Raw genomic sequence first — 14,069 nt, forward strand, 5'->3', positions numbered from 1 at the left:
AATAAATAGCAACCATTCCTTTTGCCTTCAAGCATGGAAATCAATATCTTTTTCCATGCTTGAAAATTTTTCTTTCCACCCAATAATCCAAAGCTGGTTTAGTCAAAACTTTAATAAGCCAAGTCCGCCACAAATACAAGGCTGGCCATCGATTGCTTCAGGTAAAAATACTTTAATCTGCGCACCAACAGGTTCTGGTAAAACATTGGCTGCATTTTTATGGTGTATTGATTCTCTTTTAAGAGAGAAGATAAACGAAACAGGTAATCCTTTTTCTCCGCTCAGGATGAATAATTCGTCTTCGCTAAGTGAGAAGAATGGGGTTCACACACTATACATTTCACCGCTTAAAGCACTGAACAATGACATCGAACGTAACCTGCAATTCCCACTAAAAGGAATAACTGAAGCCGCCCAAAAATCAAATCTTGAAATCCCAGAAATAAGCACACTTGTACGAACCGGCGACACGCCTGCTAATCAGCGTGCAAAAATGCTGAAGACACCGCCGGACATTTTAATCACAACACCAGAATCGCTTTACCTGCTGTTGACAAATCAAAAAGGCCGCATGCTTTTTGAAGGGCTTAGATATATTATTGTAGATGAAATCCACGCCCTATGCCCAAATAAACGTGGTGTTCACCTCAGCCTTTCATTAGAGCGCCTAATGCCATTATGCAAAAATGAGCCGGTGCGGATTGGGCTTTCTGCAACTCAAAAACCTCTGGACAGGATTGCCAGGTATCTCGGTGGACAAACTTATTTACCAAAATTTCCAGATTTTCAAGAAGATGAAAAGAAACCAGAATCTGTCATTCCCGCAGGCCTTAAGCGGGAATCTGAATCATTTGATAAACAATTACCGATAAGAACACTCGGGAATGACAACAAAGAAGTAATTAAACGCCCAGTAAATATCATCGATACCGGGCAGCGAAAAGAAATGGATTTAAAGGTTATCTCTCCGGTAAAAAATTACAGCGATTTGCCTGAGTCCAGTATTTGGCCGGAAGTGTATAAACTTTTATATGATTTAATTATGGATCATCGGACAGCACTGGTTTTTGCCGGTATGCGTTCTCAAACTGAAAAAATTGCACGCATCTTAAACACAATTCATCAAAAAGAAACCGGTGATGAAAATGCCAGAATTGCTCTTGCCCATCATGGCAGCCTTTCTCGCGAAACCCGATATGATATAGAAGTTAAACTGAAAAACGGACTAATACCGGCGGTAATTGCCACAGGTTCTCTGGAGCTTGGAATCGACATCGGCAGCATAGATTTAGTCGTCCAGCTTGAATCTCCAAAAACCGTTTCCGGTGCTCTGCAACGAGTTGGACGAAGCGGCCACCTTATCCACGCCACAAGTAAAGGACGGATTATTCCACTTTACCGGGCAGATTTGGATGATTGTGCGGCTTTGACCAATGCTATGCTGGAAAGGAAAATAGAAGAGACAAAAATCCCGGAAAACGCACTTGATGTTTTGGCACAACATATTGTGGCAGAAGTTTCCATGCAGGAGTGGAATTTTGAGGATTTATTTAACTTAATCCGCCAAAGTTATTGTTATCATGATCTTTCCAAAAATGCTTTTCAACGTGTTGTTGAAATGCTTGCAGGCAAGATTGGCAATTCAACATCGCAGGCTCTTTATCCACGGATCAATTGGGACTCGGTCAATAACAAACTTATACCACGTCGAGGCAGCCAGTTAACCGCTGTTATGAATGGCGGGACAATCCCGGACAGGGCTTATTATGCGGTCTATCTAAATGGACAAAATATTCGGCTTGGTGAGATGGAAGAAGAATTCGTCTTTGAATCACGCATCGGACATATTTTTTATTTAGGAAATACAGAATACCGGATCGATGATATCCAACAAGACCGCATTATAGTTTCTCTGCATAGTGAAGCCAACCCGAAGGCTCCATTCTGGAAAGGCGATCTTCTCTACCGCGATTTTAAAACAAATCTTAATATTGGTCATTTTCGTGGTGAACTATTAAACCAAATAAAAACTGGAAATGCTGAAAAATGGCTGGAAGAAAAATTCTACACCGACGAAAATATCAATCGCAACCTGATTGATTCCATCAACCTTCAAATCAATCATGCCGGAACGCTTGCAACTGACTCACAAATAATTCTTGAGAAATTTATTGATGCCGGTGGCGAACCAATGCTGCTTATCCAGGCACCATTTGGAGCACGTGTTACAGGATTGTGGGCGTTGGCCATTGCAGGAATTTTGGAAAACAAACACGATAAACAGGTGCAATATACTTATGATGATGATGCGTTGATTATCCGTTTGACTAATTCTGAAAATATGCCCGATCTGCAGGAAATTTTAAACCTGAGTAATATGGAAATCGAGAAAATACTTTTTCATAAACTGATTGAAAGCCCTCTTTTTTCTGTACATTTCCGCTATAATGCAGCACGCGCTTTGATGTTGCCAAGATCTCAACCCAGAAAACGAATTCCTCTTTGGCTTCAACGATTACGCGCAGCCGATCTTTTACAGGAAGTTCGTCAAATTCCTGATTTTCCAATAATTGCTGAAACTTACCGCGAAGTTCTTTACGATTTGTTTGACTGGCCAGCCTTGCAGGAAGTTCTTGAAAAAATAAATAATGGTGATATTGCATTCAAAATGCTAAACAGTTCCCAGCCATCACCAATGACAGCAGGTTTGCTGTTCCGCATGATCTCGGACAATATGTATGAATACGACCGCTCTCGTGCTGCAAATGACGGCACCATTAATTTTACCCAACTTCTTGCTGATATCATCAAGCGCGAACATATTCCGCAAGTTGTTACGGGAAAAATTAACAAATCTTTTAGCGCAAAACTTCAATATTTAGATATTAATTTTGCTGTAAATGATACTGAAACCTTGTTTAGCCTGATTGAAAAACTTGGCCCAATAACAATGCAAGCTTTGAAGCAACGTGTAACAAAAAATGTCCTGGAAAAGTTGGATATTTTGCGGGAAAACGGACGGATCGTTTTAATTGAAAAACCATTGCACGGCTGGATTGCAGTAACACATCAAAATGATTATCAGGAAAATTGGACTAGTAAAGGATTAGAAAATCACGTGATCCGTTTACTGCAGAACAATGGAGTTTTAAAACAAAACGAATTGAGTTTGTTATGTAACGCTGATGAGCAGACCATGCAGGAAATTATTGAAACCTTACTCAAAAAAGAACTTATAGTGCAGGGAAAGCTGCTGAAAAACAGTACAAAAGTTTATGTTTGCGACAGATATAATTTTGCCCGAATGTATCGCCAGGCAATTGCCTCCCGCAGAAAATCTGTTAAGCCGGCCAGCTTGAAAGATCTGAACCAGTTTATGCTTTCCTGGCATTTTGGAACAGAAAAGATTACTGACTTTGAAACCATGATGGGAACATATCTCGGTGCAGAATTTAAATCCGGTTTTTTAAAAGAAAGCATTTTGCCCTCAAGGCAGGACAAAGAATCATTTGAAAAATTCCAGCAACAAATCTCAACAGGAAAAGTTATTGCCAGGGTTCAGCAAAGTGGTGCAAAACAAATCAGAGAGACTTTTATTGCAAGGCAAAGTGGACATTATTTCTGGAACCCGGATGATTTTACAGATGAAGGTCCTACAGAAAATGAAAAAACTATTATAACTTTTTTAAAGGAAAATGGCGCGAGCTTTTTTAATGATATCTGCGATGCGACAGAATTAAAAACTCAAAGTGTCTCTATTTCTCTGGGCAAATTGTTAAAGCGCGGCATGATAAGTTCAGACAATTACAATGCCATCCAATCTTCTATATCAAACAAAAAAAACGTATCTGAAAATCAAAATCAACTCGGCGGATTTTCCGGCCGTGTGCGCAGGCAGAGCAGGAGCGCTTCCTTTGTGGAGTTCAAGAAAAAGGAACAATTAAAACAAGGGCGCTGGTTTCTTATCAATTCTTTTTCGGTCATGGGCAAAAAACGTTCATCGGAAGAAAAAGCAATTTTCCAGGCCCGGATGCTCTTAGATCGCTATGGAATCCTTATAAAAGAATGGTACCGCCATGAGAGTGGTTTACTGCCCTGGATAAATATTTTTAATGCCTTAAAAAAATTGGAATGGCAGGGTGAGATTCGCCGCGGATATTTTATAGAAGGTTTATCAGGACTTCAATTTGCCCTTCCAAAAGCTTTGCAAATTCTGCAAACATCAAAAGGTCAACAAAATATAACATCATTAATCAGCACAACTGATCCTGCGCTGCCATTTGGCGGAACGGTGAACTGGGCATTAACAGATCAGGATAAAAATGATATAAAAGTTACCCGTAAAACTACAAACCATATTTTTGTAAACAAGAATCGTTTTGCCGCTTACCTGGAAAATAATGCCACAAGAATAGTTTTAACCAGCCAATGGGAAAAAGAGGATATTTCCCTGTTTTTAGTAGCCCTAAAAAATCATTTTAAACAAGCCGGTAAATTTGGATTAAAGAAACTGGAGATCAAAGAAATAAATAATCGCCCGGCAATCATTTGCCAATTTGTAAATAATTTTCTTGAGACAGGGTTTGAAAAAGATGGCGATATTCTTGTTTTGTGGCCATCGGGAATTTAGGATATAAATTCTAACTTTATGGTTTCATCTGGACAGAGAATTCAAATCCACTTTTCTTTTTCCTAAATGAAAAAGAAACAAAAAATCAGTGCCTAAATGAAATATGGCTAAATTCTTTTCAATAATTTTGGAAAAATAAAAACTCGTTCCAAAAACAGGAACTCAAACAGTTTATTTTTCTTTATCAAAATTATTTCACGAATTTTAAACGCCGTATTTCATAAGGGCCAAAACAAAACTTTTTAAAATTTACTTTAGTGATGCTAAAAAATATGGGCTTCGGAAATTTTAACAGAGACACTCAGAAAACGCATAGATGAAACATTTTTTGAGTTATACATAAAAACGATAATTTTTCTTCGTGTCTTTGCGTCTTTGCGGTTTACAACTTCCTTTTATTCTTCATCGCTTTGCAGGACTCTTTTGTCAATAGACCATTCGCCTCCACCAAAAATTGAAAAGATCACTAAAAGAACAAGTACCAAAGCTGTAAACTCAAACGATTGGCTTTGAGTAAACAAACCTTGAGGAATGCTGACAATAATCAATGCCCCTGCCAAAATTGGAATCTGAATAAGTGCACCAATCCGGGTTATTAAGCCAAGCGCGACCAATGTCCCGCCACCGATATGTGCTACTCCAATTAAATGGCTAATCATCGTATTTGCAAAATCCAAATGACCTGCTTCAATTAAAGTGCCCACCAAAAAATCAGTATTACTTACAAAATGAAAACCCTTAATAATTAGGCCAAAACCAAGATAGATTCTTAAGATTTCCAGGCCATAACTATAATTTTCTTCGGCCCAGGTTTGTAAAGCGTTGAGTGATTTCATCCCCGACCTCCATCGTTATTGGAAAATTGTTTAATTTAACAATAAAAAAATGTGGTCAAAAAAGGTTAATCGAAGTGTAAAATTTTGGTTAAAACAGAAAATCAAGAGAAACAGAATGTGTTATTTAAAAAATAAATCCAGAGAACCAAAAAAGCCGGCGCCCAAAATTAATGCCCAGGATAGCCAATCTTTAAATTCATTGTTTTTGTGAAGTAAAAAAAGAAGATGCAACGCAACATGAACTATGAAAAAAATGTCTAATCCAACAACCAAACCATCTATGTTTTGTTGGCTCAAACCCCAAAAAAGGATGAAGAAAATAGGAAGATGAGCCCACGCAAAAATTTTAAATCCCAAATCGTCATTCAACAATGACAAACCTGGAAAAATTCTCCATTCTCTACACCGGATTGCATCCATCTCATGCACTAAAATGAATGCCAAACCCACATAAAAAAAAATGTTTTCTACCATGGTTAATGGAATATTTAATACATAAAATGCTTTATCTGCTCGCCTTTAGTCTCAATCTCAGTCATGGCTTCAATCCCGATTTGCAGATGAAGATCAACATATTTGCGGGTTACCATTTTATCGGAGTTTTCGGTTTTAATTCCATCGGGCATCAACGGCATATCCGAAACAAGTAGCAATGCCCCGCGGGAAATTTCATTTACATGGCCTACGATAAAAAAGGTGGCGGTTTCCATATCAATGGCCAGGGCTGATAATTTTTGAAGATATTGTTTGAACTCCTCATCCCATTCCCAAACCCGGCGGTTGGTTGTATAAACTGTTCCTGTTCGATACTCCATTCCATACTGGCAAATTTTATCTGAGATAAATTTATGCATTTTAAAAGATGGCATGGCCGGTACTTCTTCTGGCAGATAATCGTTGCTTGTGCCCTCTCCACGAATAGCAGCAATTGGTAAAACAAAATGTCCAATTTCTGCAGAAGGTTTTAAACCGCCGCATTTCCCCAGGAAAAGAACGCCTTTTGGGTTGCGTGCAACCAGCAAATCCATTATTGTGGCAACATTGGCTGAGCCCATCCCATAATTTATTATTGAAAGGCCAGAGCTATTTGTAGCCATTTTCATCGGCCGCCCTTCCCCTTTTTTCTCACAGCCAAATTGGTTGGAAAACTTATCCACATAATCCTGAAAGTTGGTCAGTAAAATATAATCACCAAATTCATCGATTTGTGCACCTGTGTAGCGTGGTAGCCAGTTTTTTGCGATATCAAGTTTTGTTTTCATTTTCGTATATCCTTCTTAATTCAATCTTTAGCAGTTAAAGTTAAGAAGTCCTCTGATAGAGTCAAAATAATGTTTTGTTAAAAAGACTAAACAAAAGAGATCAATTAGGACGCTGAGAAAACAAAAATAACCTAATAATTAAAAGGTTTCTTTACGGGATTAGCGCGATAATCTGGACAACTAAATTTGAATGTAAATTACAACATTCCATTTTCTTGATTGGAGCAATTTAAAGTTGTAGGTTTGATTAAAATCGTCTATCAATGCGAACTGAAAACTATCACCCTGATCTTAATTAAGGAAAATTGTATGAAGAACTTTATAAGCACATTTATGCTTATTTTTATTATTAGCAGCGTGTCTGTTGCAGCGGAAAGAAAAGAATTAAAAGATGTTAATACAGATGAATTTACAAAGGATACACAGGTGTCCCCCAAAGGTGGAGGTGACAGCCATGTCTCATTTGCCTGGTGGGTGCCAACCGAATTTTGGGAATCTATTTTATCCCGTGATGAATCGATAAGAGAAGCAGATAAAAGTGCAATGCTTGCTACAATGTCCGGAGTTTCCCTTCTGGCAATTGTACAGGGTGATGTTTCACAATTTGGAGCATTTAATTTTTATACGAAAGAAGAAATAGAAAAACACATGAAAATTTCTTTTTCAAAAGAAGATGGCAGTCAACTTGAATTTGAACCAATGACATCAATAAACCCCGATCTTGAAGTTGTTCTTGGTGTGTTTAAACCAATCCTTGGAAACGCTATGGGCAACATGGGCAAAAGTATGCATTTTTATGTTTTGCATGATGAAACAGATTCTGGCACAAGGTTGCTTGATCCTTATGAAAAAGGAAATATTGTGGTAGAGCTTTCTAAAAGAGATGATACTGTGTTGACTGCTAATATTGAGTTGCCGCTGAATTGTCTTTTTATCCCCCGCAAATGTCCCAACGGGAAAAATGCCCATATCTCATGGAATTATTGCCCCTGGACCGGAGAAAAACTGGAAGAATAACAAATGGCCTGGCACAGGTGTAGACAAAAAAATGCGTTGTGGCGTAGTGATCTCAAAAAATCGTACAAAGCAGCGCTTAACAAAAAAGATATAACAGATTTAAAACCTGTTAAAAAAGGATTCTTCAAAGCAGGCCATCTTCTGCTGTTGGCTATGCGGCTTTTGGTTAGCTGGATTGTTTTTGCTCTGTGCCTGATAACTCAATCGCTACACCTTATTCCAACCTGGGTTGCAGAGCTGTTTCGTTTTTGCCCTTTCAAACCCGGAATTTCCAAAAAGCCTTTTTACATAATCGGGCATCGTGGAGCTGCGGCCCATAAAATTGAAAACACTATTTCTTCTTTTGATTTTGCCATTAACACGCAAGGTGCCAATGCACTGGAAATGGATATCTCCTTTACAAAAGACAAACAGGTTGTGTTGTGGCACGACTGGCTGCCGGATGACCTGGTTGCAACAGTACGCCAACTTGGTTTTGAGCCGGATGTGAAGTATAAACCGCTGATTCCGCCTGAAGAAAAATGGTACAAACCAACCCACAAACTTACTTTGCAGGAAATACGCGAGCAGTTTGGATACTCACGTAAAAAGAAATCGACAAAAGAAGAGGCATACATTCCTTCTCTGGATGAAGTGTTTGACTGGGCCGTACAACAAGCTTCCCTGGAAATGGTAATCCTGGATATAAAGACCCCGGAGAAATACAAAAGCCAATTGGCCGGAATGCTGGATTATATTCAAAATTGTATTGAAAAATATAAACCCACCTTTAAGATTATTTTGATGAGCCCGGAAAAAAGTATTGTTAAAGAGATGAAAAAGCTGGCTCCTCAATTCAATTACACCTACGACATTGAACTACCTGTATTTCTTGTACTTGATCCGCAGGAATTTAGCGCTGTAGATAAAGCAGTGAACCTGGGCGATCGCTTTGCCAGCGTGGGGCGACCAACGGCACAGCTTGGTCCCTGGACAACATTGCGAAGACTACTGCAATATGATGTTTTTCAGAAAACAAAATATGCCGGCACAGACAAGGAAATTGAAGATCTGATAACCTGGACCATTAACCGTAAAAGGGAAATGCGCTGCCTGCTGAGGATGGGCATAAACGGTATTATCACAGACCGACCTGAAAGATTAAAGAAGGTTTGTGATAAGTTGTTGAAGAAACAGGACTTATAAACTGTAAATAGATTAAAACTAAAATCGAAAAATATTTCTTAAAATAAAGGTAATAAAATGGGAAATGATAATAGAAAGAAACTATCAGATGACCAAAAAGACCTTATTAAGAGGTTGCGAGAAGAAGCTAGAGAAGTAAAAGATTGTTTTACCAAATTTTCATTCCAGGCCCTTGTTTTTACTTCAATAACTTTTGGACTAATTGTAAGATTTCAAGGGGATCATCCAATTATATCTCTAGCATCCTTAGCTTTGATATTCCTCCTTCAAGCAGTTGCACGAATCGGTACTTACAAATATGCCACAGCAAATAGAAATTTTTCTTATGAATTGCATCTTCATAGAAGCATGTTATCACCAGAATCTCCGCCCTTAGGCTGGAAAGATGATATGAGGGAGTTAAGCTGGGAAGAGGCCATTAGAGCCTGGCGCGTAGTACAAGCAACGATATTTCATCACCTGTATTATACGGACATTTTTTTTATCAGAAATATCCTACCAAATTTTTTAAAACACGAACATAGACCTAACAAAAAAAAGAAAATCAATAAATATTTATGGTTTGAGCCAAGTAGATTGGTAACCAAAGGAACAAAATACCACGCTGGCAGCTACCTCAGCACAATGTTTTTAGTTTTGAATTTTTTTACATTTTTAGCGTTCATCCCGATTTATTTATCTATCTCCCAGATTTATTATGATCCAAATTTAAAGGAGTACTCAACTCTTTTACCCTATTTGATTAGTGTTACAATCTTGCTTACTGTTTATATTCTTTGGCGAGTAATCAAGACACGAAAACGTCGCCAAGTTCTTGAATCAGGTTTATTATCAATTCATTCTAGTTCAATAATATGGCAAGCAGTCACTGTAGCACATTACAGAGCTATAAAAAATGCGGATCGAGAAAATAATCCTGAAGGAATTTTCTATAAAAATTATACACAATTACTTTCTGAGGAAGCAGAAAAGCTAAAACACAATATTTTTGATATTCACTTATGGATTCATGACAAATGTTGCTTCCAAATAACACAACAAACTATTGAAAAACTCAGCTTAGAAAAGGTCCCACAACATTTGATAAAAGAAATTAAAAAAGTCAAAGGGAACACTTATAAAGGAGAATTTGCATTGTTCGAGAAACTTAACAATATAATAGAAGGTGGAATTAATGACTACCGTTTAATGATTTTAAAACACTCAAAATTATAATATCGAAAATTAAAGAGGGCAAATTTCACAAACTTCAAACTACTCACAAATTTAATTCAACTGAAAAACAATTGCACTCAATGGCGCGATATTCAAATCCAGGATATTGTCAATCAGGGTGTAGCGTTTTACACCCATCAGTGGGATCACACTTTTTACATTTAAACCCGCCGGAAGGTTTATGCCCACAAACTTTTCTTCATTACTTTTATTGAGGATAACCAGCATCTGCTGCTGCATATCGGAGCGCGCATAAGCCCAAACATCTTTCTCCACATGCAGGGTCATAAAATCGCCATAGCGTAACGCCGGGTTATCGCGCCGTAATGCCACAATTTTCTTAACGCGTTTGTTCATATCTTTTTCTGCTTCGCTTAGCTGATCGCCAAATCGCATCGGCCGACGGTTATCGGGATCGGTGGAACCGGTCATCCCAATTTCATCGCCATAATAAACAAACGGAATTCCCGGGATGGTCATTATATAAGCCAGGTAAACCTGGGCCATTTTATAGCTGTCCGGATTATCAACCTGTGGTGGATTGTTCCAGCCAATATCCGCAGGATCACCACTGGCGCTGGTAACATCGCCATCAACCGCGGCCAAAAAACGCATTTTGTCATGGCTGTCCATCAAGTTGCCCATAAAATGAAACATGCCATGATTTTCAAAGGTCTTCTGCATTTCGCCATTCAAAACCTCAAAGCCGCCTTCTTCATCTAAAAAGGTGTACATGGCAGAATTGTACAAATTAAAATTAAACTGCGCATCCAGCTGGCCATTATTTACATAGGATTTTGTAAGAGCATATGAACCAAACGTTTCACCAATCTGAAATATTTTACGCTTTTGGGGGACCTCAATCTCTTTTTTAATTTTTTTAGTCAACGTCCGCCAAAACTTAAACGGAACATGTTTCACCGCATCCTGGCGAAACCCATCGGCGTTGGTCTCCTTTAACCACCAAACCGCATCATCCGTTACCGTTTTTATCGCATCCCTGGAATTCTGAAAATCAAAAGATGGCAGGTAAGGCTCAAACCAGGTTGATAAACGAAACTCATCAAACAAGCGCAAATTTTTGCGGCCATCGGGCAGCTCTAATGTGCCAAACCAATCGCGATGCTCTTTAAAATAAGGATGCTCTTCATGCACATGGTTGCTTACAAAATCCAGGATAATTTTCATGCCTTTTGAATGTGCTTTTTCTATCAGGTTCTTAAGCAATTCCATATCACCAAAACGGACATCCACCTTTTTGGGATCGATTGGCCAATAACCATGATAGCCACTGTAGAACCGGTGTGGCGGCGGATATTCCTGGTATGCCTGCATAGGATTTTGGTTTACAGGAGAAAGCCACAACACATTTACGCCTAGATCGCTAAAATAGCCTTCATCAAGTTTTTGGATTACCCCCTGCAAATCGCCGCCATAATAATTAGCTTTATCTTTGAGTTCCGGATGGTCTACTTTTTGTGAATTGGTTGTGTCCCCGTCATAAAATCGATCCACGATAATCGAATAAACAATCGCATCATACCAGCTAAAACTTTTATCATCAGATCCGGCAATGACCCCATTTTGTAAAACTACCTGCTCAAACGGAGTGGAAAAACCATCGCCCATAACAGCAACACGAATTGTGGTATTTGCGGGCAAGATATCCAGATTAAAACTGGCCTGGATAGTATTTCCTTTTACTTTAATTCCCGGGCCGCTAATCAAAGTGTTGTTTCTTAGGCAAATAATATTTTCAACGCTAATTTTTTGATTATTCCCTGGTTCAAAACGATAATTTAATTTGATGGAATTTTCTTTTCTGTTATAACCCTTATTTATCAATCTTGAATTTTCTTTTTGTTCATCAATCACCAATAGCGAATTATACTGGCCAAAAGAGTTCATAACCTTTGCCCTGTTTACCGGGTCGATTATTTCATCCTTGCCATTTACATAAAAACGATATTCATAACGGCCATTTTCAAGCCAGAATGTTTTTTCAAAAACACGGTCGCCATCAGGATCTTCCATTAATTTGCTGCGCCTGTTCCAGGTGTTAAAAGAACCAATTACCTGAACGGTTTCTTCATTGCGTTTTGCTTTGTAGCGGAAGGTGTATGGGACCCTTTTTTGTACATAAACCGGAAAATGAAATATCTGCCAGTTGTGTTGAAATTTTATAATTGTTAATCCGGAGAAATCCTTAGCCGGTGAAAAGATAACCTGTTTCGTTCCTAAATTATACTTTACTTTAACATCCTTATTTTGAGAAAATTTCAGATCATATTTAGGGGCATAAAACAAATCTGAAATTAAAAATGTGTCTACTTTCCCTGTTTGCAAACGGACCACATCAATTATTCCACGAATTTCTTGTGACTGCTTTTTTGAACATTGTATAAAAAGCAGTACAGCAATTATTGGATATAGAAATACAAATAATCGTTTCATCATAATTACCCGGATGTTTGAGTTGTGCTGCAAATATACAACCATATTACGTAATAATAAAGAAAGCCCGAATTGATTTAATTGAAATTATCTTTTAATTTTATGCCTTTTACAAAGCCACTGTAGCTCAGTCTGGTAGAGCAGTTCACTCGTAATGATCAGGTCAGCGGTTCGAGTCCGCTCAGTGGCTCATTGATTTTAAAGTTTAAAAACACTTTCACTTTTAAGAACTCAGCGGCCCGCCGGTAGGCGGATCCGTCTACCGACGTGATTCGAGTCCGCTCAGTGGCTCATATGTCTTATTATGTTTACGCAATTTATTCACCTGCATTAAATTCAATTTATATTGGTCAAACCGGCAATATAAAAAAACGCTTTAATGATCATAACAAAGGATATTCCAAATATACATCCAAAGCAAATGATTGGACTTTAGTTTATTCCGAGGAATGCACATCCAGAGCAAATGCATTAAAAAGAGAAAAACAACTTAAATCTGCCAAAGGTAGAGAGTTTGTTTGGAGTAATGTGCCTAATAAATAATCAGGTCAGCGGCCCGCCAGTAGGCGGATCTGTCTACCGACGTGATTCGAGTCCGCTCAGTGGCTCATTGATTTTAAAGTTTAAAAACACTTTCACTTTTAAGAACTCAGCGGCCCGCCGGTAGGCGGATCCGTCTACCGACGTGATTCGAGTCCGCTCAGTGGCTCAAAATCTAAATTGCAAACTATCCACGAATTTCACTGATTTACACGAAGTAAAAAAGTTAAAATAATTGAAAAAAATAAACTTAATTACTTGACCTTCTTAAATTCCAAATGACTTTCTTCGCGTCTTTGCGACTTAGTGTTAAATGTTTAAAGTCTTTATAAAGTGGAATAAATAGGAATCCTCCTGGGTTATGTTCTACTCACAAATGAAAAAATATCCCGGAGAAAAAAATGGCAAGAATTCTCGTTTTACTTTTAGCAGTTTCCTTTATGTCTTGTAGCGAAAGCTCTGACGGTTTTGTTGATCCAAATATTAAAACAGGGCTTGGAAGTTTTGTTGTAGAAATTGATGATAATGATTGGAGTGCAACAACTGGATTTGTTAATGCCAGCATTTCAAAAAATGATTCAGTTTCAACTGCTTTAGTAACTTCTGTAAAAAATCTCACCGTCAGTGATACCGAGGGATTTGGAGTTTCATTTTCAAATATTTTAAGCGGGAATCCCAGTTTGGAAGATACCTATCAACTGGATGGCACGACAGTGGCTACGATTGTGTTTATAAGATCAATTTCAGATAATGATGTAACTTACAACGCAATCAGCGGCGAGTTAAAAATCACCGAAGTTAGTTCATCAAATGTTAAAGGTACATTCAATGCAGTCCTTCAGAACCAGGAGGATGAGAATGATACATTGAATATGACCGGCGGTGCCTTTAATGCTGCTATCACAACGAGATAAGTACTGAAGATATTCA

General features: G+C 38.2%; 9 protein-coding genes and 1 tRNA gene. 7 read left to right on the plus strand and 3 right to left on the minus strand.

Features of this window, described 5'->3' with window-relative positions; all coding sequences use genetic code 11:
• The first annotated feature begins 55 nt into the window (after positions 1-55).
• Entirely contained in the window at positions 56-4,630 is a 4,575-nt protein-coding gene (locus HND50_11885) for a DEAD/DEAH box helicase (protein ID NOG45931.1), read from the plus strand.
• 395 nt (positions 4,631-5,025) lie between these two features.
• Here the strand turns inward: HND50_11885 and HND50_11890 are convergent, their stop codons facing one another.
• The gene (locus HND50_11890; GenBank protein ID NOG45932.1) at positions 5,026-5,466 is read right to left on the minus strand and encodes a DoxX family protein; all 441 of its coding nucleotides are present in this window, start codon (positions 5,464-5,466) and stop codon (positions 5,026-5,028) included.
• A 488-nt stretch (positions 5,467-5,954) separates the two neighbouring features.
• A complete protein-coding gene (locus tag HND50_11895; protein ID NOG45933.1) occupies positions 5,955-6,728 on the minus strand; it encodes an AMP nucleosidase in 774 nt (257 codons plus the stop codon).
• Positions 6,729-7,037: 309 nt separating this feature from the next.
• Here HND50_11895 and HND50_11900 point away from each other — a divergent pair, with 309 nt between their 5' ends.
• Genes HND50_11900 through HND50_11910 form a run of 3 tightly spaced genes read left to right on the plus strand, consistent with a single transcriptional unit; the run spans position 7,038 to position 10,145 of the window.
• Positions 7,038-7,745: a hypothetical protein gene (locus tag HND50_11900; protein NOG45934.1), complete on the plus strand. Its 708-nt coding sequence runs from the start codon at positions 7,038-7,040 to the stop codon at positions 7,743-7,745.
• Positions 7,746-7,748: 3 nt separating this feature from the next.
• Positions 7,749-8,930 carry a hypothetical protein gene (locus HND50_11905; protein ID NOG45935.1) on the plus strand — a complete coding sequence of 394 codons (1,182 nt, stop codon included), beginning with the start codon at positions 7,749-7,751 and terminating at the stop codon, positions 8,928-8,930.
• Positions 8,931-8,987: 57 nt separating this feature from the next.
• Positions 8,988-10,145 (plus strand): hypothetical protein, encoded by a 1,158-nt coding sequence (locus HND50_11910; GenBank protein ID NOG45936.1) that lies wholly within the window; start codon positions 8,988-8,990, stop codon positions 10,143-10,145.
• Positions 10,146-10,196: 51 nt separating this feature from the next.
• Here the strand turns inward: HND50_11910 and HND50_11915 are convergent, their stop codons facing one another.
• Entirely contained in the window at positions 10,197-12,602 is a 2,406-nt protein-coding gene (locus HND50_11915; protein ID NOG45937.1) for a hypothetical protein, read from the minus strand.
• 113 nt (positions 12,603-12,715) lie between these two features.
• Here HND50_11915 and HND50_11920 point away from each other — a divergent pair.
• The 3 genes from HND50_11920 (at position 12,716) to HND50_11930 (ending at position 14,053) form a co-directional block, all read left to right on the plus strand.
• Positions 12,716-12,789: transfer RNA gene (locus HND50_11920), tRNA-Thr, on the plus strand.
• 104 nt (positions 12,790-12,893) lie between these two features.
• Positions 12,894-13,142, plus strand: a complete 249-nt coding sequence (locus tag HND50_11925) for a GIY-YIG nuclease family protein (protein NOG45938.1) — start codon at positions 12,894-12,896, stop codon at positions 13,140-13,142.
• Between the two features lie 398 nt (positions 13,143-13,540).
• Positions 13,541-14,053, plus strand: a complete 513-nt coding sequence (locus tag HND50_11930; protein NOG45939.1) for a hypothetical protein — start codon at positions 13,541-13,543, stop codon at positions 14,051-14,053.
• Positions 14,054-14,069: the final 16 nt, after the last annotated feature.

It is taken from the genome of Calditrichota bacterium (genome assembly GCA_013112635.1).
Taxonomy (GTDB): Bacteria; Calditrichota; Calditrichia; order Calditrichales; family J004; genus JABFGF01.